The organism is Pseudomonas sp. PKS (assembly GCF_051913525.1).
Classification (GTDB): Bacteria; Pseudomonadota; Gammaproteobacteria; order Pseudomonadales; family Pseudomonadaceae; genus Aquipseudomonas; species Aquipseudomonas guariconensis_D.
Map to the genome: position 1 here is coordinate 29,546 of NZ_JBEGDO010000021.1, position 19,475 is coordinate 49,020.

At 60.5% G+C, this 19,475-nt stretch carries 18 protein-coding genes; 16 read left to right on the forward strand and 2 right to left on the reverse strand.

Annotated elements, in window-relative coordinates; all coding sequences use genetic code 11:
• Nucleotide 1 precedes the first annotated feature (1 nt).
• The 10 genes from rplO (at nt 2) to bfr (ending at nt 7,136) form a co-directional block, all read left to right on the forward strand.
• A complete protein-coding gene (rplO, locus tag ABOA88_RS18905) occupies nt 2–436 on the forward strand; it encodes a 50S ribosomal protein L15 (RefSeq protein ID WP_003257107.1) in 435 nt (144 codons plus the stop codon).
• Nucleotides 437–1,768, forward strand: coding sequence for a preprotein translocase subunit SecY (secY, locus tag ABOA88_RS18910; RefSeq protein ID WP_070093901.1), 1,332 nt, complete (start codon nt 437–439; stop codon nt 1,766–1,768).
• Nucleotides 1,769–1,796: 28 nt separating this feature from the next.
• A complete protein-coding gene (gene rpmJ, locus ABOA88_RS18915) occupies nt 1,797–1,913 on the forward strand; it encodes a 50S ribosomal protein L36 (protein ID WP_011531897.1) in 117 nt (38 codons plus the stop codon).
• Between the two features lie 131 nt (nt 1,914–2,044).
• Entirely contained in the window at nt 2,045–2,401 is a 357-nt protein-coding gene (rpsM, locus tag ABOA88_RS18920) for a 30S ribosomal protein S13 (RefSeq protein ID WP_003255457.1), read from the forward strand.
• Nucleotides 2,402–2,419: 18 nt separating this feature from the next.
• Nucleotides 2,420–2,809 carry a 30S ribosomal protein S11 gene (gene rpsK / locus ABOA88_RS18925; protein ID WP_003255454.1) on the forward strand — a complete coding sequence of 130 codons (390 nt, stop codon included), beginning with the start codon at nt 2,420–2,422 and terminating at the stop codon, nt 2,807–2,809.
• Between the two features lie 15 nt (nt 2,810–2,824).
• Nucleotides 2,825–3,445: a 30S ribosomal protein S4 gene (rpsD, locus tag ABOA88_RS18930; protein ID WP_196165009.1), complete on the forward strand. Its 621-nt coding sequence runs from the start codon at nt 2,825–2,827 to the stop codon at nt 3,443–3,445.
• Between the two features lie 22 nt (nt 3,446–3,467).
• Nucleotides 3,468–4,469, forward strand: coding sequence for a DNA-directed RNA polymerase subunit alpha (locus ABOA88_RS18935; RefSeq protein ID WP_003255452.1), 1,002 nt, complete (start codon nt 3,468–3,470; stop codon nt 4,467–4,469).
• 42 nt (nt 4,470–4,511) lie between these two features.
• Nucleotides 4,512–4,898 carry a 50S ribosomal protein L17 gene (gene rplQ / locus ABOA88_RS18940; RefSeq protein WP_043210290.1) on the forward strand — a complete coding sequence of 129 codons (387 nt, stop codon included), beginning with the start codon at nt 4,512–4,514 and terminating at the stop codon, nt 4,896–4,898.
• A gap of 170 nt (nt 4,899–5,068) precedes the next feature.
• Nucleotides 5,069–6,508: a catalase gene (locus ABOA88_RS18945; protein WP_367851956.1), complete on the forward strand. Its 1,440-nt coding sequence runs from the start codon at nt 5,069–5,071 to the stop codon at nt 6,506–6,508.
• 163 nt (nt 6,509–6,671) lie between these two features.
• Nucleotides 6,672–7,136 (forward strand): bacterioferritin, encoded by a 465-nt coding sequence (gene bfr / locus ABOA88_RS18950; RefSeq protein WP_012316512.1) that lies wholly within the window; start codon nt 6,672–6,674, stop codon nt 7,134–7,136.
• A gap of 74 nt (nt 7,137–7,210) precedes the next feature.
• On the opposite strand, the gene uvrA is transcribed toward bfr, so the two are convergent.
• Complete coding sequence (gene uvrA, locus ABOA88_RS18955) at nt 7,211–10,045, reverse strand: excinuclease ABC subunit UvrA (protein WP_196170828.1); 2,835 nt, start codon at nt 10,043–10,045, stop codon at nt 7,211–7,213.
• A gap of 129 nt (nt 10,046–10,174) precedes the next feature.
• Between uvrA and ABOA88_RS18960 the strand changes: the two genes are divergently transcribed.
• Nucleotides 10,175–11,569, forward strand: a complete 1,395-nt coding sequence (locus ABOA88_RS18960) for an MFS transporter (RefSeq protein WP_196170829.1) — start codon at nt 10,175–10,177, stop codon at nt 11,567–11,569.
• A gap of 9 nt (nt 11,570–11,578) precedes the next feature.
• Nucleotides 11,579–12,124, forward strand: a complete 546-nt coding sequence (locus tag ABOA88_RS18965) for a single-stranded DNA-binding protein (protein ID WP_043210277.1) — start codon at nt 11,579–11,581, stop codon at nt 12,122–12,124.
• Between the two features lie 84 nt (nt 12,125–12,208).
• Here the strand turns inward: ABOA88_RS18965 and ABOA88_RS18970 are convergent, their stop codons facing one another.
• The gene (locus ABOA88_RS18970; RefSeq protein WP_367851957.1) at nt 12,209–13,591 is read right to left on the reverse strand and encodes an aminotransferase-like domain-containing protein; all 1,383 of its coding nucleotides are present in this window, start codon (nt 13,589–13,591) and stop codon (nt 12,209–12,211) included.
• 276 nt (nt 13,592–13,867) lie between these two features.
• Here ABOA88_RS18970 and ABOA88_RS18975 point away from each other — a divergent pair, with 276 nt between their 5' ends.
• The 4 genes from ABOA88_RS18975 (at nt 13,868) to ABOA88_RS18990 (ending at nt 19,475) form a co-directional block, all read left to right on the forward strand.
• Complete coding sequence (locus ABOA88_RS18975; protein WP_367851958.1) at nt 13,868–14,638, forward strand: SDR family NAD(P)-dependent oxidoreductase; 771 nt, start codon at nt 13,868–13,870, stop codon at nt 14,636–14,638.
• Between the two features lie 165 nt (nt 14,639–14,803).
• The gene (gene fdnG / locus ABOA88_RS18980; protein WP_139146855.1) at nt 14,804–17,872 is read left to right on the forward strand and encodes a formate dehydrogenase-N subunit alpha; all 3,069 of its coding nucleotides are present in this window, start codon (nt 14,804–14,806) and stop codon (nt 17,870–17,872) included.
• Complete coding sequence (gene fdxH / locus ABOA88_RS18985) at nt 17,872–18,822, forward strand: formate dehydrogenase subunit beta (RefSeq protein ID WP_367851959.1); 951 nt, start codon at nt 17,872–17,874, stop codon at nt 18,820–18,822. The genes fdnG and fdxH overlap by 1 nt, the downstream gene beginning before the upstream one ends.
• Entirely contained in the window at nt 18,819–19,475 is a 657-nt protein-coding gene (locus ABOA88_RS18990) for a formate dehydrogenase subunit gamma (RefSeq protein WP_367851960.1), read from the forward strand. Before fdxH ends, ABOA88_RS18990 begins: the two co-directional genes overlap by 4 nt.

The following is a 19,475-nucleotide window of genomic DNA, read 5'->3' on the forward strand; positions in this document are numbered from 1 at the left end:
GATGAAACTCAATGATCTGAGTCCAGCGCCGGGTTCCCGTCGCGAGAAGCATCGTCCGGGTCGTGGTATCGGTAGCGGTTTGGGCAAGACCGGTGGCCGCGGCCACAAAGGTCAAACCTCCCGTTCCGGTGGTTCGATCGCTCCGGGCTTCGAAGGCGGTCAACAGCCGCTGCACCGTCGCCTGCCGAAGTTCGGCTTCGTTTCCCTGAAAGCCATGGACCGCGCTGAAGTGCGTCTGTCCGAGCTGGCCAAGGTGGAAGGCGACGTGATCTCCGTGCAATCCCTGAAGGATGCCAACGTGATCGGCCAGAACGTACAGCGTGTGAAAATCATGCTGTCGGGCGAAGTCACTCGCGCAGTCACCATCAAGGGTATCGCAGCCACCAAGGGTGCGCGTGCGGCTATCGAAGCAGCTGGCGGCAAGTTCGAGGAATAAATGGCTAAGCAAGGTGCTCTCTCTTCGCTCGGTAAGGGCGGGATGTCGGAACTCTGGGCTCGTCTGCGCTTTCTGTTCATGGCGATCATCGTCTATCGAATCGGCGCGCATATCCCGGTGCCTGGCATCAATCCGGACCGTCTGGCGGATCTGTTTCGGCAGAATGAGGGGACCATTCTTAGCTTGTTCAACATGTTTTCCGGTGGTGCGCTGGAGCGCATGAGCATCTTTGCACTGGGGATCATGCCGTACATTTCGGCGTCGATCATCATGCAGCTCATGACGGCGGTCAGCCCACAACTGGAGCAGTTGAAGAAGGAAGGTGAAGCTGGCCGTCGCAAGATCAGCCAGTACACCCGCTACGGCACCGTTATCCTGGCACTGGTTCAAGCCATTGGCATGTCCATCGGCTTGGCCAACCAGGGCGTGGCGTTTTCTGTAGGCCTGAGCTTCTATGTTGTCGCCGTCGCCACCTTCGTGGCTGGCGCGATGTTCATGATGTGGCTGGGCGAGCAGATCACCGAGCGCGGTGTGGGCAACGGTATCTCGATGTTGATCTTCGCGGGTATCGTTGCCGGTCTTCCGAGAGCAATCGGGCAGTCTTTCGAGTCTGCGCGTACAGGCGATATCAACATTTTCGCCCTGGTCGCTATCGGTTTGCTGGCAGTAGCGATTATTGGCTTCGTGGTGTTCATTGAGCGTGGTCAGCGTCGTATCGCCGTTCACTACGCCAAGCGTCAGCAGGGCCGCAAGGTCTTTGCTGCGCAGACTAGCCACTTGCCACTCAAGGTGAACATGGCAGGGGTCATCCCGGCTATTTTCGCCAGCAGCATTTTGCTGTTCCCGGCTTCGCTGGGTGCCTGGTTCGGTCAGTCTGAAGGTATGGGCTGGCTGCAAGACATCTCGCAGTCGATCGCTCCTGGTCAGCCGTTGAACATTCTGCTGTTTAGTGCGGGGATCATTTTCTTCTGCTTCTTCTACACAGCGTTGATGTTCAACCCGAAAGACGTAGCGGAAAACCTGAAGAAGTCCGGTGCCTTTATTCCGGGTATCCGTCCTGGTGAGCAGTCGGCACGCTATATCGATGGCGTTCTGACTCGTTTGACCATGTTCGGTGCTCTTTACATGATGGCCGTCTGCCTTCTGCCCCAGTTCCTGGTGGTGGCAGCAAACGTGCCGTTCTACCTTGGCGGGACCTCGTTGCTGATTGTGGTAGTGGTTGTGATGGACTTCATGTCCCAAGTACAATCGCACCTCGTTTCGCACCAGTACGAATCCCTGATGAAGAAAGCCAACCTGAAAGGCTACGGTGGCAGCGGTTTGCTGCGCTGATAGTCCCCTAAGGTTCGAGGAGTCGGTAATGAAAGTTCGTGCATCGGTGAAAAAGCTGTGCCGCAACTGCAAGATCATTCGTCGCGAAGGTATCGTGCGCGTGATCTGCAGCGCGGAACCGCGTCACAAGCAGCGCCAAGGCTGAGTGTGATCCGCGCTTCAAACCCAGCAGCTAGTGTGCTGCTGGGTTGATTATTCGTTTCTACAGCGATATTATCTCGCGCCCTATTTCTTGGCTTCCGGGGCGTAGGTAGCTGTCAATTGGAGTCCCACTGAATGGCCCGTATTGCAGGCGTCAACATTCCAGATAACAAGCACACTGTTATCTCGCTGACCTACATCTATGGTGTCGGTCGCACAACTGCACAGAAGATCTGTGCAGACGCTGGTGTAAACCCAGCCGCTAAGATCAAGGATCTGAGCGACGAGCAAATCGAAACCCTGCGTGGCGAAGTCGCGAAGTTCACCACCGAAGGTGACCTGCGCCGTGACATCAACATGAAGATCAAGCGCTTGATGGACCTGGGTTGCTACCGCGGCCTGCGTCATCGTAAAGGTCTGCCGGTTCGCGGTCAGCGCACCAAGACCAACGCACGCACCCGTAAGGGCCCGCGTAAGCCGATCCGCAAGTAATCGCCCAGGAATATAGACATGGCAAAACCTGCTGCTCGTCCTCGTAAGAAAGTCAAAAAGACAGTGGTTGATGGCATCGCCCACATCCATGCGTCTTTCAACAACACCATCGTGACCATCACCGACCGTCAGGGCAACGCATTGTCCTGGGCTACTTCCGGTGGTTCGGGTTTCCGTGGTTCGCGCAAATCCACCCCGTTCGCAGCCCAGATCGCTGCTGAGCGTGCTGGTCAAGCTGCGCTGGAATATGGCCTGAAGAACCTCGACGTCAACGTCAAGGGTCCAGGTCCAGGTCGTGAGTCCGCCGTTCGTGCACTGAACAGCTGCGGCTACAAGATCGCCAGCATCACCGACGTGACGCCAATCCCGCACAACGGGTGCCGTCCGCCGAAGAAGCGTCGCGTGTAATCAGGAGACAGATAAATGGCACGTTACATTGGTCCAAAATGCAAACTGTCTCGTCGTGAAGGCACCGACCTGTTCCTGAAGAGCGGCGTTCGCGCTCTGGAATCGAAGTGCAACATCGAAGCAGCCCCAGGTATCCACGGCCAGCGCCGTGGCCGTCAGTCCGACTACGGTACCCAGCTGCGCGAGAAGCAAAAAGTTCGTCGTATCTACGGTGTACTGGAGCGTCAGTTCCGCGGTTACTACCAGGCTGCCGCCTCGAAAAAAGGCGCTACCGGTGAAAACCTGCTGCAACTGCTCGAGTGCCGTCTGGACAACGTCGTCTACCGTATGGGCTTCGGTTCCACTCGTTCGGAATCGCGTCAGCTGGTTTCGCACAAGGCAATCAGCGTCAACGGCAAGACCGTAAACATTCCATCCTACCAAGTTCGTCCGGGTGACGTGGTCGCGGTTCGCGAGAAGTCGCAGAACCAGCTGCGCATTGTTCAAGCCCTTGAACTGTGCGCCCAGCGTGGCCGCGTTGAGTGGGTTGACGTGGATGCTGCCAAGAAGTCGGGCGTTTTCAAGAACGTTCCTGCTCGCAGCGACCTGTCCGCCGACATCAACGAAAACCTGATTGTCGAGCTCTACTCCAAGTAAGGGCTAGAAAATAGGTGCATCCATGCAGATTTCGGTAAATGAGTTCCTGACACCCCGCCACATTGATGTGCAGGTTGTCAGTCCGACCCGCGCCAAGATCACGCTCGAGCCTCTCGAGCGTGGTTTCGGCCATACCCTGGGCAACGCGCTGCGCCGCATCCTGTTGTCCTCCATGCCTGGCTGTGCAGTAGTCGAGGCCGAGATCGATGGCGTACTCCACGAGTACTCCGCGATCGAAGGTGTACAGGAAGATGTCATTGAAATCCTGTTGAACCTCAAAGGCCTGGCTATCAAGCTGCACGGTCGTGACGAAGTTACGCTGACCTTGTCGAAAAAGGGTTCGGGGGTGGTTACCGCTGCCGATATTCAGCTGGATCACGATGTCGAGATCGTCAATCCCGATCACGTAATCGCGAACCTGGCGTCCAACGGCGCCCTGAACATGAAGCTCACCGTAGCTCGTGGTCGCGGTTACGAGCCGGCCGACTCCCGTCAAACCGACGAAGACGAAAGCCGCAGCATCGGCCGTCTGCAGTTGGACGCTTCGTTCAGCCCGGTGCGTCGTATCGCCTATGTGGTCGAGAACGCCCGTGTTGAGCAGCGTACCAACCTGGACAAGCTGGTCATCGATCTGGAAACCAACGGCACCCTGGATCCTGAAGAGGCTATCCGCCGCGCCGCGACCATCCTGCAACAGCAGCTGGCCGCGTTCGTCGACCTCAAAGGTGACAGCGAGCCTGTTGTAGTCGAGCAGGAAGACGAGATCGATCCGATCCTGCTGCGTCCGGTTGACGATCTGGAACTGACCGTACGTTCGGCCAACTGCCTCAAGGCGGAGAACATCTACTACATCGGCGACCTGATTCAGCGTACCGAAGTAGAGCTGTTGAAGACTCCTAACCTGGGCAAGAAGTCCCTGACTGAAATCAAGGACGTCCTGGCCTCTCGTGGTCTGTCTCTCGGCATGCGCCTCGACAACTGGCCGCCTGCAAGTCTTAAGAAAGACGACAAGGCGACCGCCTGATCGTCGTAATCACCGAACGTAGTGTTTGGTAAGGAATGAATCATGCGTCATCGTAAAAGTGGACGTCACCTGAGCCGTACCAGCTCTCACCGCAAGGCTATGTTCCAGAACATGGCAGTGTCGCTGATCGAGCACGAGCTGATCAAAACCACCCTGCCGAAAGCCAAGGAACTGCGCCGCGTTGCCGAGCCGCTGATCACCCTGGCTAAGGAAGACAGCGTCGCCAACCGCCGTCTGGCTTTCGACCGTACCCGTTCGAAAGCTGCCGTTGGCAAGCTGTTCAACGATCTGGGCAAGCGCTACGCCACCCGTCAGGGCGGCTACCTGCGTATCCTGAAGTGCGGTTTCCGCGCTGGCGACAACGCGCCTATGGCGTACGTCGAGCTGGTTGATCGTCCGGTCGGTGGTGCTGTAGAAGCCGCCGAGTAAGACGTCAGTCTGCTACAAGAAACCGGGCCTAGTGCCCGGTTTTTTGTGCTTGCACGGATTATCAATTTCTATTGATGTGAATCAATCAATGAATTAGTTCTTGTAACCAGGGTTGCCCATACTTGTCAGCACGCCGATCAGCGGCAGCTAAAGACTGATAAGGAGAGCCCATGAGCAAGATTCTCACCACCGCCAGCGGTGCCCCGGTAGCAGACAACCAGAATTCCCGTTCGGCCGGTCCACGCGGCCCGCTGTTGCTTGATGATTTCCATCTGATCGAGAAACTCGCCCACTTCAACCGGGAGAACATCCCGGAACGCCGTGTACACGCCAAGGGCTCTGGCGCATACGGTACCTTCACCGTCACCCGCGATATCACCCAATACACCAGCGCCAAGCTGTTCGAGCGTATCGGCAAGGAAACCGAGACCTTCCTGCGCTTCTCCACTGTAGGCGGAGAACGTGGCTCTGCGGACACTGAGCGTGATCCGCGCGGCTTTGCCGTAAAGTTCTATACCGAGGAAGGCAACTGGGACATCGTTGGCAACAACACACCCGTATTCTTCATTCGCGATCCGCTGAAGTTCCCGGACTTCATCCATACCCAAAAGCGGCACCCGCAGTCCAATTTGAAGAATGCCCAGATGATGTGGGACTTCTGGTCCCATTCGCCGGAGGCGCTGCACCAGGTCACCATTTTGTTCTCTGATCGAGGCATTCCGGATGGCTACCGCCACATGCACGGCTTTGGCAGTCATACCTACAGCCTGATCAATGCCAAGGGCGAGCGCACCTGGGTCAAGTGGCACTTTAAGACACAGCAGGGTATCAAGAACCTGGCGCCCGCCGAGGCCGCCCGTTTGGCAGGTACAGACCCGGACTACGCTCAGCGTGACTTGTTCGAGGCCATCGAGCGTGGCGATTACCCGCGCTGGACTGTATGCATCCAAGTGATGAGCGAGGCAGAGGCAGCAGCTCGGGAGGAAAAACCCTTTGATGTGACCAAGACTTGGTCGCAGAAAGAATACCCGCTGATCGAGGTCGGCGTGCTGGAGCTCAACCGCAACCCGCTTAACTATTTCGCTGAAGTCGAGCAGGCCGCCTTTGGACCGAGCAACATGGTCCCGGGTGTTGGCCTCTCGCCGGATCGGATGTTGCAAGGTCGCGTGTTCGCCTATGCTGATGCGCACCGCTATCGCGTGGGCACCAACCATCAGCAACTGCCCGTCAACGCGCCGCGTTGCCCTGTTCACAGCTACCAGCGTGATGGGGCGATGGCCTTGGGTAGCTACGGCCGTGCGCCGAACTACGAGCCCAATAGCTACGGTGATGCGCCCAAACAGTCGTCGCGTCACGCGGAGCCGGCACTGGCCCTGCAAGGCGCCGCTGATCGCTATGATCACCGTGAGGACACGGACTACTACAGTCACGCCGGGGCGCTGTTCCGCTTGATGAGTGACGAGCAAAAAGCACTGCTCATCAGCAACATCGCGGGGGCGATGGCGGGAGTCAGCGATGATGTGGTGCAACGTCAGTTGCAGTACTTCTTCAAGGCGGATCCCGCCTATGGCGAGGGCGTTGCAAAGGCCCTGGGCGTGAATCTCGCCTAAGTCGAAGTGATAAGAAGAACCGCCCTCATTTGGGCGGTTTTTCAATGAATATCACTACTGTTTAACCGATTTTTTGCTTCTAATTGCGCCTTTGTCCGTGACCGTGGACAAATCCTGGTTCAAACTATGAGCCATAGCCGTTTTCACAGGGAGAAGCAGGGCGATGCAAGGTCACCCGGACGTAATCAACTACCTCGTCACGTTGCTGAAGGGCGAACTGGCAGCACGCGATCAATACTTCATTCACTCTCGCATGTATGAAGATTGGGGCCTGTCCAAGCTCTACGAGCGTATCAACCACGAGATGGAAGAAGAGACGCAGCACGCCGATGCTCTGATGCGTCGGATCCTCATGCTTGAAGGTACACCCGACATGCGTGCCGACGATCTGGAGGTCGGCAGCACCGTGCCGGAGATGATCGAGGCCGATTTGAAGCTCGAGTACAAGGTGCGCGCCGCACTGTGCAAAGGCATCGAGTTGTGCGAGCTGCACAAGGACTACATCAGCCGCGACATCCTGCGAGCGCAGCTGGCCGACACTGAAGAAGATCACACCTACTGGCTGGAGAAACAGCAAGGTCTGATCAAAGCGATCGGTCTGGAGAACTACCTGCAGTCGCAGATGTAATTGCTTCACGCCTTCCGTGGGGAGGTGGCGCCAAGCAAAAGCCCCTGGCATCAGCATGCCAGGGGCTTTTTTCATCACGCTCGGTCACGCTCCAGCAGCGGCTTGAGGTAGTAGCCGGTATAGGACTGTTTCATCTCGGCCAGTTCCTCAGGCGTACCGCAGGCGATGATCTGTCCGCCCTTCGAGCCTCCCTCAGGTCCAAGGTCAACAAGCCAGTCGGCTGTCTTGATCACATCCAGGTTGTGCTCGATCACCACCACGGTGTTGCCGTGGTCGCGCAGGCGATGCAGCACATCTAGCAGTTGCTGGATGTCGGCGAAGTGCAGGCCTGTAGTCGGCTCGTCGAGGATATAGAGCGTCTTGCCGGTGTCGCGCTTGGACAGCTCGCGGGACAGCTTGACCCGCTGCGCTTCTCCGCCGGATAGCGTTGTGGCCGATTGCCCGAGCTTGATGTAGGAAAGCCCGACATCCATCAGCGTTTGCAGTTTGCGCGCCAAGGCGGGGACCGCGTCGAAGAATTCACGGGCGTCCTCGATGGTCATTTCCAGGACCTCGTGGATGTTCTTGCCCTTGTATTTGATCTCCAGCGTTTCGCGGTTGTAGCGCTTGCTCTTGCACACATCACACGGGACATAGATGTCCGGCAGGAAGTGCATCTCCACCTTGATCAGACCATCACCCTGGCACGCTTCGCAGCGACCGCCCTTGACGTTGAACGAGAAGCGCCCAGGGCCATAGCCGCGGGCGCGCGACTCCGGTACGCCGGCGAACAGTTCGCGGATCGGGGTGAAGATGCCGGTGTAGGTCGCTGGGTTGGAGCGGGGCGTGCGGCCGATCGGGCTTTGGTCGATGTCGACCACCTTGTCCAGGTGTTGCAGGCCGTCGAGGCTTGTATGGGCGGCGGCTTCCAGGCTGCTGGCGCCATTGAGGGCCGTGGCCGCCAGGGGGAACAGGGTATTGTTGATCAGGGTCGATTTACCCGAGCCGGAAACCCCGGTGACGCAGGTCAGCAGGCCGATCGGCACTTCGAGATCGACGTTCTGCAGGTTGTTCCCGCGGGCGCCTTTGAGCTTGAGGGCAAGCTTCTTGTTGCGGGGTGTGCGTTTGGCCGGCACGACGATCTTCTTGCGCCCGGACAGGTATTTGCCTGTGAGCGAGTCGGGGTGAGCCATGACTTCCTCAGGCGAGCCCTCCGCGACGATCTGCCCGCCATGCACGCCAGCGCCAGGGCCGATGTCCACCACGTAGTCGGCCAGACGGATCGCGTCCTCGTCGTGCTCCACCACGATCACGGTGTTGCCAAGGTCCCGCAGGTGATTGAGGGTCGCCAGCAAGCGGTCGTTGTCGCGCTGGTGCAGGCCAATGGAGGGTTCGTCGAGAATGTACATCACCCCCACCAGGCCGGCGCCGATCTGGCTGGCCAGGCGGATGCGCTGGGCTTCGCCGCCGGAGAGGGTCTCGGCGCTGCGGTCCAGGGTGAGGTAGTCGAGGCCGACGTTGACTAGGAACTGCAGGCGCTCGCAGATTTCCTTGAGGATCTTCGCCGCGATCTCGCCGCGTCGGCCTGTCAGGGTCAGGTCGCTGAAGTAGTCGCTGGCTTCGCCGATCGGCAGGTTGGTGACGGCCGGCAAGGTCTTCTCGCCCACCCACACGTGACGGGCTTCACGGCGCAGGCGGGTGCCGCGGCAATCCGGGCAGGGTTGGGTGCCCAGGTACTTGGCCAGCTCTTCGCGCACGGTGGCCGATTCGGTCTCGCGATAACGCCGCTCCAGGTTGGGCACGATGCCCTCGAACGGGTGCGAGCGCTTGACGATGTCGCCACGGTCGTTGAGGTACTTGAAGTCGACGCTTTGCTTGCCGCTGCCGTGCAGAATGACCTTCTGGTGCTCGGCCGACAGCTCACCGAATGGCAGCTCGAGACTGAAACCGTAGTGCGCCGCCAGGGAGCCGAGCATCTGGAAGTAATAGACGTTGCGCCGGTCCCAGCCACGAATGGCGCCTTCGGCCAGGGTCAGTTCATTGTTGACCAGGCGCTTGGTGTCAAAGAACTGCTTGACCCCCAGGCCGTCGCAGGTCGGGCAGGCGCCGGCTGGGTTGTTGAAGGAGAACAGCTTCGGCTCGAGCTCGCTGATGGCATGTCCGCACACCGGGCAGGCGAAGCGCGCCGAGAAGATCATCTCTTCGCCGGTCTCGTCGTCCATCGGCGCCACAAGGGCAATGCCGTCGGCCAGCTTCAAGGCAGTCTCGAACGACTCGGCCAGGCGCTGCTGCAAGTCTTCACGGACCTTGAAACGGTCCACCACCACATCGATGCTGTGCTTTTTCTGTTTATCCAGCTTGGGCAGCTCGTCCAGTTCGTAGAGCTTGCCGTTGACCCGGGCGCGCACGAAACCCTGGGCGCGCAGTTCGTCGAACACCGCCAGATGTTCGCCCTTGCGTTCGCGCACCACCGGCGCCAGCAGCATCAGCTTGGTGCCTTCGGGGCGTTCGAGCACCAGGTCGACCATCTGGCTGATCGTTTGCGCCTCTAGCGGAATGTCATGGTCCGGGCAGCGTGGCGTGCCGACGCGGGCATAGAGCAGACGCAGGTAATCGTAGATCTCGGTGATGGTGCCGACAGTGGAGCGCGGGTTGTGGGAGGTCGACTTCTGTTCGATGGAGATGGCTGGTGACAGGCCTTCGATGGTATCGACGTCAGGCTTTTCCATCATCGACAGGAACTGCCGGGCATAGGCCGACAGGGATTCCACATAGCGCCGCTGGCCCTCGGCGTAGAGGGTATCGAACGCCAGGGACGACTTGCCGGAGCCGGACAAGCCGGTGATCACGATCAGCTTGTCCCGGGGCAGGGTCAGGTCGATGTTCTTCAGGTTGTGGGTACGTGCCCCACGAATCAGGATCTTGTCCACTGCGGCCTCGCTCGGCGGGCATAAACAAGGGAGTATAAGGCGCGCTGCCAGTACGCGGCAAAGCGTCGCGTAGATGCCGTTACGCTGTCGGACTGATAGAATCGCCGCCGGTTCACACGAGGTTATTCCATGCACGACACGCACAACGAGCGCATGAGTGGCAGCGAAACCCGCGCTGCTGGCGGCCTGGCCCTGGTCTTTGCCTTTCGTATGCTGGGCATGTTCATGGTCCTGCCGGTGCTGGCGACCTACGGCATGGACCTGGCCGGCGCCACGCCGGCGCTGATTGGCCTGGCCATCGGGGCCTATGGCCTGACCCAGGCTGTCTTGCAGATCCCGTTCGGGATGATTTCCGACCGCATCGGCCGCCGTCCAGTCATTTACCTCGGGTTGGTGGTGTTTGCGCTCGGCAGTTTGCTGGCGGCCCAGGCTGACTCCATCTGGGGCGTGATCGCCGGTCGCATCCTGCAAGGTGCCGGGGCGATTTCGGCCGCCGTCATGGCACTGTTGTCCGACCTGACCCGTGAACAGCACCGCACCAAGGCCATGGCGATGATCGGCATGAGCATCGGCCTGTCGTTCGCGGTCGCCATGGTCGTTGGCCCGTTGCTGACTCGTGCTTTCGGCTTGTCAGGATTGTTCCTTGCTACGGCAGGACTTGCCCTGGTGGGTATCGTGCTCATCGCCTTCGTCGTGCCTAGCGCACACAGTGCCTTGCAGCACCGAGAGTCGGGCGTGGCCCGCAAGGCTCTGGGCCCAACGCTGCGTCATCCGGACCTTCTGCGCCTGGACGTGGGCATCTTTATCCTCCACGCCATCCTCATGGCCAGCTTCGTCGCGCTGCCCTTGGCTTTCGTCGAGCGTGGCGGCCTGCCGAAGGAGCAGCACTGGTGGGTGTACCTGACCGCGTTGCTCATTTCATTTTTTGCAATGATCCCCTTCATCATCTATGGCGAGAAGAAGCGCAAGATGAAACGGGTGTTGCTCGGCGCGGTCAGTGTGCTGCTGGTTGTCGAGGTGTTCTTCTGGCAGTGGGCTGACAACTTGCGCGGACTGGTGACCGGCACCGTGGTATTCTTTACGGCATTCAACCTGCTGGAGGCATCGCTGCCTTCGCTGGTGAGCAAAGTGTCGCCCGCAGGCGGCAAAGGGACGGCCATGGGGGTATATTCTACCAGTCAGTTCCTGGGTGCCGCACTGGGAGGAATCATCGGTGGCTGGTTGTTCCAGCACGGTGGTCTGGGCATGGTGTTCCTCGGTTGCGCAGGGCTGTGCGCCATCTGGTTGGCCACGGCATTGAGCATGAACGAACCGCCGTATGTAACCAGCCTGCGCATGCCGCTGTCGCCCGAAGGTGTCCGGGAAGCCGGGCTGACCGAGCGCCTGCTGGCTGTGCCGGGTGTGACCGACGCCGTAGTGGTGGCGGAAGAAGCCGCCGTCTATATCAAACTGGATACGAAAATTTTGGACCGTGCGACCCTCGAGCGTCTGGTGAACCCAGCCTCTTCGGCGTGCGAAGCCTAGGAGAACGTTATGGCCCGTGGGGTTAACAAAGTCATTCTGGTCGGCACTTGCGGTCAGGATCCCGAAGTCCGCTACCTGCCCAACGGTAACGCCGTGACCAACCTGAGCCTGGCCACCAGCGAGCAATGGACCGACAAGCAGTCCGGCCAGAAAGTCGAGCGCACCGAGTGGCACCGTGTTGCCATGTTCGGCAAGGTCGCCGAAATCGCCGGCGAATACCTGCGCAAAGGATCCCAAGTGTACATCGAGGGCAAACTGCAGACCCGCGAGTGGGAAAAAGACGGCATCAAGCGCTATACCACCGAAATCATCGTCGACATGCAAGGCACCATGCAGCTGCTGGGCGGTCGTCCGCAGAACCAGCAACAGGGCGGCGACCCGTACAACCAAGGTGGTGGCAACTACAACCAAGGTGGCGGCCAGCAGCAGTACAACCAGGCGCCACGCCAGCAGGCTCCGCGTCCACAGCAGGCTCCACAGCGTCCTGCGCCGCAGCAGCCAGCTCCGCAACCGGCCGCTGACTTCGACAGCTTCGACGACGATATTCCGTTCTGACGGATCGCTGACCGACAGTACCCGAAAAAAAGCCGCAGCCAGGCAACTGGCTGCGGCTTTTTCATGCGCGCTCTAAAACGGGGGTCAATAGAACAACCGTGGCTCTGGTGAGGCCAGCAAGCTGGCCAGTTTGGTAAGCGCAAAGGCGAGCTCGTCCCGGCTTGGTGCCATCAGCGCAATACGCACGCCGTTGGGCGCGTCGCTGCGTTGAGGCAGGAACTGGCTGCCGCTGACTACGGTTACGCCGTTGCTGCGTGCCAGGTGGGCGAATTCATCGCTGGTCCAGGGGGCGGGGAGTTCGAGCCAGAGGTGGAAACTGTGGGGTTGGCTGCGGATCGAGTACTTGCCGAGGATGTCCTTGGCCATCTGCTGGCGTGCGGCGGCTTCGTCCTGCTGGGTTCTTACCAGTTGGTCCGCCCTGCCGCTGTTGATCAAGTTGCTGGCGAGCTGGGCCATCAAGGGTGAGGGCATCCAGACGCTGCTTCGCACCATCGAGGACAAGCGCGACAGCATGTGTGGCGGTGCATACAGATAACCGATACGCAGCGCCGGCAACACGCTCTTGGACAGACTGGTCAGGTAAATGGAGCGCTCCGGTGCATAGGCGGCCAGAGGCTTGTAGCTGGGCGTCGGCTCCAGGAACCCGTAGATGTCGTCATCGATGATGACCAGATCGAACTCGCGGGCAATGGCGGCGATGGCCTCACGCCGGGCGTGGGGCATGATCGAGTTGGTCGGGTTCTGGTGCGTGGTCACACAAACCAGCAGGGTAGGGCGATGCTCCAGGCAGGCGGCGCGCAGAGCCTCAGGAATCAGGCCATGCTCATCCACGGCCACGCCCTGAAGGCGTCGGCCCAGGCTGTGGGCCAGGGAAATGATGCCGGGGTAGCAGAAGGATTCGCACAGAATCACATCGTCGGTTTTCGACAGGCTGCCGAGGGCGACCAGCAGGCCGTGCTGGGCGCCGGAGGTCAAGACCACCTGCTGCCAGGTGGCGTCCGGCAGCCAGCGCCTGATCCAGGCCGCACCAGCCTCCTTGTGGACGGCATGACCGCCGTCGGTGACGTAATCGAGCGCCTGGATCAGGTCGGCGGAGTCGGCCAGCTCGTGGAGCGAGCCGCGCAACCACTGTGTCATGTGAGCGTCGTTGGGCTTGATGATCGATAAATCGATCTGGCCGTTTTCATTGCTGATGCCCGTGCTGCGAGTTGCTGGGGCGGCAGGGGCTTTTGGGGGGCGTACAAAGGTGCCGCGTCCGACTTCGCCGACCACCAGACCCCGCTTGGCCGCCTCGTCATAAGCCCGGCCAATCGTGCCGGGCGTCACACTCAGGCGCTCGGCCAGGTCCTTGAGCGTGGGCAATCGGTCGCCCGCTACCAGTTTCCCGCTGGCAATGTCCTGTTCAAGGGCATCGGCGATCATCAGGTAAACCGGTTGCGTCAGGGTGCTGTAAAGAGGAACCCACATGAAATGGCACCAGTATAGGGTGAGCGCGCAAGCCTAGCATGAAAGCAATAGGGGTGTAATCAAGGTGAATTACACCCCTATTGCAACCACCTGAGTTCATGTGCATGTGATGTATAAAGTTAATAATTAGTTATTAATCAAAGGCTTGAGTTAGTATAGATGATCGAAAAAATAAAATAATTGAATCGATGATCTTCACAAGATTACTATCATTGGATCGATGCAATCCTGCCGTGACAAGCACCTGACCTGATGTTCGCCCTCTGGAGACCCTCTATGAAAACCGCATTTGTAACTGGCGCTTCCGCAGGCTTTGGCCGCGCCATCTGCCGCACGCTGGTCGCCGAGGGCTACCGGGTCATCGGTGGCGCTCGACGCATGGACAAACTCAAGGAGCTCGAGGACGAACTGGGCGACTCGTTCATCCCGCTGGCGCTGGATGTCACCGATCCAGCCTCCCTGGGCGCGGCTGTCGAGTGGATCGGCAAGGCCTCGTTGAACATCGATGTGCTGGTCAACAATGCCGGGCTGGCGCTGGGCATTGATCGGGCCCAGCAGGCCAGTGCCGAGAACTGGCAGCGGATGATCGACACCAACGTCACCGGCCTGACGATGGTCACCCACAAGATCCTCCCCCAGATGGTTGAGGCCGACAGCGGCCTGATCATCAACATCGGCTCCATCGCCGGCACCTATCCATACCCGGGCGGTAACGTGTATGGCGCCAGCAAGGCATTCGTCCGACAGTTCAGCCTCAACCTGCGCGCCGACCTCGCCGGCACCCGCGTACGGGTGAGCAACATCGAGCCGGGCCTGTGCTCGGGCACGGACTTCTCGGTGGTTCGACTCAAGGGTGACCTGGACGCCGTGGAAGCGCTGTACCGCGACGTCGAGGCGCTTCTGCCCGAGGACATCGCCGCCACCGTAGCCTGGATCGCGGCCCAGCCTGCACATGTGAACATCAACACGATCGAGATGATGCCGGTGGCGCAAAGCAGCGCGGGGCTGAATGTGGTGCGTAATCTGCCGTCTACCGCGAAGGTCTGAGGGGCAGGGGATGTTTCACAAATGAAACAGTCCCTTGAGCCATGTCATCGCGCATTCAGGATTCTTGGCTAGAGTTAGCGTTGGTGGCCATTCATTGGCCGCCACCGTGAAGTCCTTGAGGCGTCGGCGATGTCCCGACGTCCAGAACCTGATCAGGAGTGCACGATGGACCTCAACCGTCGGCAATTCTTCAAGGTCGCCGCGATCGGCCTTGGAGGCTCGAGCCTCGCGGCGTTGGGCATGGCCCCGACCCCTGCGTTCGCCGAGCAGGTGCGCCACTTCAAGCTGGCGCACACCAAAGAAACCCGTAACACCTGCCCCTACTGCTCGGTCGGCTGCGGCCTGATCATGTACAGCCAGGGCGATGCGGGCAAGAACGTCAAACAGAACATCATCCACATCGAGGGCGACGCGGACCATCCGGTCAACCGCGGGACCTTGTGCCCGAAAGGCGCGGGCCTGCTGGACTTCATCCACAGCCCGAACCGCTTGCAATACCCCGAGGTACGCAAGCCTGGCAGCAAGGAGTGGACCCGGATCAGTTGGGACGAGGCGCTCGATCGCATCGCCGATCTCGTGAAAAAGGACCGCGACGCCAATTTCATCGAGAAGAACGCCCAAGGGCAGACGGTCAACCGTTGGCTCAGCGTGGGCTTTCTCGCAGCGTCCGCCGCTTCCAGCGAAGCGGGCTATCTGACGCACAAGGTCGTCCGTTCATTGGGTGTACTGGGGTTCGATAACCAAGCGCGTGTCTGACACGGCCCGACGGTGGCAAGTCTTGCCCCGACGTACGGCCGTGGTGCCATGACCAACCACTGGTCCGATATCGCCAACGCGAATCTGGTCCTGGTGATGGGCGGCAACGCAGCAGAAGCGCACCCGTGCGGCTTCAAGTGGGTGACCGAGGCCAAGGCGCACAACAAGGCGCGGCTGATCGTGGTCGACCCGCGGTTCACGCGTACCGCCTCGGTGGCGGACTACTACGCGCCGATCCGTACCGGAACCGACATCGCCTTCATGGGCGGGTTGATCAACTACCTGCTGAGCAACGACAAGATTCAGCACGAATACGTGCGCAACTACACCGACGTGTCGTTCATCGTCAAAGAAGGCTATGGCTTCGAGGACGGCCTGTTCAGTGGCTATGATGCGGACAAGCGCATCTATGCCGACAAGTCCGGCTGGGGCTATGAGTTGGGCGAGGATGGTTTTGCCAAGGTCGATCCGACCCTGCAGCACCCGCGTTGCGTCTACCAGTTGATGAAGCAGCACTACAGCCGCTACACCCCGGAAGTGGCGAGCATGACCTGTGGCATGCCCCAGGACGCCATGATGAAGGTGTGGGAAGAGATCGCCACCTGCTCGCAGCCGGGCAAGACCATGACGATCCTTTATGCGCTGGGCTGGACGCAGCATTCGATCGGTGCGCAGATCATCCGCAGCGCGGCCATGGTCCAGCTGCTTCTGGGCAACGTCGGCATGCCGGGTGGCGGGGTCAACGCCCTGCGCGGTCACTCCAACATCCAGGGCCTGACCGACCTGGGGCTGCTGTCCAACTCGCTGCCCGGTTACCTGACCCTGGCCGGCGATGCCGAGCAGGACTACGCCGCCTTTATCGACAAGCGCGCCTCCAAACCGCTGCGCCCGGGGCAGTTGTCCTACTGGCAGAACTACGGCAAGTTCCACGTCAGCCTCATGAAGGCCTGGTACGGCCCCAACGCCACCGCCGAGAACCACTGGGGCTATGACTGGCTGCCCAAGCTCGATGTGGGGGCCTACGACGTGCTGCGCATGTTCGAGATGATGAGCCAGGGCAAGGTCAACGGCTACTTCTGCCAGGGCTTCAACCCGATCGCCGCGTTGCCGGACAAGAACCGCGTCACCGCTGCACTGGCCAAGCTCAAGTGGCTGGTGATCATGGATCCGCTGGCCACCGAGACGTCCGAGTTCTGGCGCAATGCAGGCCCCTTCAACGATGTCGATACCGCCAACATCCAGACCGAGGTGATCCGCCTGCCCACCACCTGCTTTGCCGAGGAGGATGGCTCGCTGGTCAACAGTAGCCGTTGGCTGCAGTGGCACTGGAAGGGCGCCGACGGGCCGGGCGAGACCCGCACCGATGTGCAGATCATGAGCGAGCTGTTCCTGCGCCTGCGTCATCGCTACAAGACCGAGGGCGGTGCGTATCCGGATCCGCTGCTCAACATCAACTGGCCTTACAAGATTCCCGAAGAGCCTTCGCCTGAGGAGTTGGCCAAGGAAATGAACGGCTGGGCGGTCAGCGACTTCACCGACCCTACCGGCGCCACGCTCAAGGCCGGCCAGCAACTGGCAGGCTTCGGCCAGCTCAAGGACGACGGCAGTACGGCGTCCGGCTGCTGGATCTTCGCTGGCAGTTGGACCGAGCAGGGCAACCAGATGGCTCGGCGCGACAACAGCGACCCCTACGGCATGCATCAGGTGCAGAACTGGGCCTGGGCCTGGCCTGCCAACCGCCGCATCCTCTACAACCGCGCCTCCAGCGACCCGCAAGGCAAGCCTTGGGATCCGGAGAAAAAACGCCTGGTGTGGTGGAACGGCAAGGCCTGGACGGGCACCGACGTGCCGGACTTCAAGGTTGACTCGCCACCTGAAGCGGGGATGAACCCGTTCATCATGAACCCCGAGGGTGTGGCGCGTTTCTTCGCCATCGACAAGATGGCCGAGGGGCCGTTCCCCGAGCACTACGAGCCGTTCGAGACGCCCATCGGCATCAACCCGCTCAACCCGCAGAACAAGAAGGCCATCAGCAACCCGGCCGGGCGCGTGTTCGACTCGGTGTGGGACACCCTGGGCAAGGCCGACGAGTTCCCTTATGCGGCGACCACCTACCGATTGACCGAGCACTTCCACTTCTGGAGCAAGCACTGCCGCCTCAACGCCATCGCCCAGCCCGAGCAGTTCGTCGAGATCGGCGAGGTGCTGGCCAACGAGAAAGGCATCAAGGCGGGCGACCGGGTGCGGGTCAGCTCCAAGCGCGGGTATATCGAGGCGGTGGCGGTGGTGACCAAGCGGATCCGTCCACTGAAGGTCAACAACCAGACCGTTCACCAAATTGGCATTCCGCTGCACTGGGGTTTCACCGGCATCACCCGGCATGGCTACCTGACCAACACCCTGGTGCCGTTCTTGGGTGATGGCAATACCCAGACGCCGGAATCCAAGTCGTTCCTCGTCAACGTGGAGAAAATCTAATGGCCCAGCAAGACATCATCGCCCGCTCGGCCACCACGACCGTACCGTCTTCGGTGCGCCAGCAGCAGGAAGTCGCCAAGCTGATCGACACGACCAAGTGCATCGGCTGCAAGGCCTGCCAGGTGGCGTGCTCGGAGTGGAACGAACTGCGTGACGAGGTCGGCCACAACCACGGCACCTACGACAACCCCCAGGACCTGACCGCCGAAACCTGGACCCTGATGCGCTTCACCGAGCACGAGCGCGACGATGGCAACCTGGAGTGGCTGATCCGCAAGGATGGCTGCATGCACTGCGCCGAGCCAGGTTGCCTGAAGGCCTGCCCGAGCCCAGGGGCGATCATCAAGCACGCCAACGGCATCGTCGATTTCAACCAGGATCACTGCATCGGCTGCGGTTACTGCATCACCGGCTGCCCGTTCAACATCCCGCGGATTTCGCAGAAAGACCACAAGGCCTACAAGTGCAGCCTGTGTTCCGACCGTGTGGCCGTGGGCTTGGAACCGGCCTGCGTGAAGACCTGCCCGACCGGGGCGATCGTCTTCGGCAGCAAGGATGAAATGAAGGTGCATGCCGCCGAGCGCATCGTAGACCTGAAGTCCCGGGGCTTCGACAAGGCCGGCTTGTATGACCCGGACGGCGTCGGCAGTACCCACGTGATGTATGTGCTGCACCACGCCGATACGCCCAAGTTGTACGCCGGGCTGCCGGATGCGCCGGTGATCAGCCCGTTGGTGGGGCTGTGGAAAGGCATCAGCAAACCGCTGGCGCTGCTGGCGATGGGCGCGGCAGTGCTGGCGGGGTTCTTCCACTATGTGCGGGTCGGCCCGCAGCGGGTCGAGGAGGACGATGCCCTGGCGCCTGCCGATGACAGCGTGCATCAGGTGGACCCGTCGGTGCATGTCTATGATCCGACCAAGCCCGGCGGGCAAGGGGGGCCGCGGCCATGAGCGACAACAAACCGATCCTGCGCTACAACGCCAATGAGCGCAGCAACCACTGGATCGTCGCGATCCTGTTCGTGATGGCCGGGCTGTCGGGGCTGGCGCTGTTCCATCCGGCGTTGTTCTGGCTCAGCCATCTGTTCGGCGGTGGTCCGTGGACGCGCATCCTGCACCCGTTCCTGGGCGTGGCGATGTTCGTGTTCTTCCTGGGGCTGGTGCTACGGTTCTGGCGCGCCAACTTCATCACCGCCAACGATCGCTTGTGGCTGCGCCGCATCGACCGGGTGATGCGCAACGAGGAGGAGGGCGTTCCACCGATCGGCAAGTACAACGCTGGGCAGAAGCTGCTGTTCTGGACCTTGCTGCTGTGCATGCTGGTGCTGCTGGTCAGTGGCGTGGTGATCTGGCGCGCTTGGTTCAGCCAGTACTTCGACATCGGAGCGATTCGCCTGGCGACCTTGCTTCATGCGCTGGCGGCGTTCGTGCTGATCCTCAGCATCATCGTGCACATCTATGCTGGCATCTGGATCAAAGGCTCGGTAGGCGCCATGCTGCACGGCTCGGTCAGCCGCGCCTGGGCACGCAAGCACCATGAGTTGTGGTATCGCGACGTGACCGGCGACAAGACACCGGGCAAGCACGGACGAAAAGAAGGATGA

Bases quoted from the DNA above. Each gene is read 5' to 3' on its own strand.
- ABOA88_RS18935 (WP_003255452.1), top strand. From the start codon at position 3,468: ATGCAGATTTCGGTAAATGAGTTCCTGACACCCCGCCACATTGATGTG.
- ABOA88_RS18965 (WP_043210277.1), top strand. From the start codon at position 11,579: ATGGCCCGTGGGGTTAACAAAGTCATTCTGGTCGGCACTTGCGGTCAG.
- rplQ (WP_043210290.1), top strand. From the start codon at position 4,512: ATGCGTCATCGTAAAAGTGGACGTCACCTGAGCCGTACCAGCTCTCAC.
- ABOA88_RS18960 (WP_196170829.1), top strand. From the start codon at position 10,175: ATGCACGACACGCACAACGAGCGCATGAGTGGCAGCGAAACCCGCGCT.
- rpsD (WP_196165009.1), top strand. From the start codon at position 2,825: ATGGCACGTTACATTGGTCCAAAATGCAAACTGTCTCGTCGTGAAGGC.
- rpsK (WP_003255454.1), top strand. From the start codon at position 2,420: ATGGCAAAACCTGCTGCTCGTCCTCGTAAGAAAGTCAAAAAGACAGTG.
- rplO (WP_003257107.1), top strand. From the start codon at position 2: ATGAAACTCAATGATCTGAGTCCAGCGCCGGGTTCCCGTCGCGAGAAG.
- ABOA88_RS18945 (WP_367851956.1), top strand. From the start codon at position 5,069: ATGAGCAAGATTCTCACCACCGCCAGCGGTGCCCCGGTAGCAGACAAC.
- rpsM (WP_003255457.1), top strand. From the start codon at position 2,045: ATGGCCCGTATTGCAGGCGTCAACATTCCAGATAACAAGCACACTGTT.
- ABOA88_RS18970 (WP_367851957.1), bottom strand. From the start codon at position 13,591: ATGTGGGTTCCTCTTTACAGCACCCTGACGCAACCGGTTTACCTGATG.
- secY (WP_070093901.1), top strand. From the start codon at position 437: ATGGCTAAGCAAGGTGCTCTCTCTTCGCTCGGTAAGGGCGGGATGTCG.
- bfr (WP_012316512.1), top strand. From the start codon at position 6,672: ATGCAAGGTCACCCGGACGTAATCAACTACCTCGTCACGTTGCTGAAG.
- ABOA88_RS18990 (WP_367851960.1), top strand. From the start codon at position 18,819: ATGAGCGACAACAAACCGATCCTGCGCTACAACGCCAATGAGCGCAGC.
- ABOA88_RS18975 (WP_367851958.1), top strand. From the start codon at position 13,868: ATGAAAACCGCATTTGTAACTGGCGCTTCCGCAGGCTTTGGCCGCGCC.
- fdxH (WP_367851959.1), top strand. From the start codon at position 17,872: ATGGCCCAGCAAGACATCATCGCCCGCTCGGCCACCACGACCGTACCG.
- rpmJ (WP_011531897.1), top strand. From the start codon at position 1,797: ATGAAAGTTCGTGCATCGGTGAAAAAGCTGTGCCGCAACTGCAAGATC.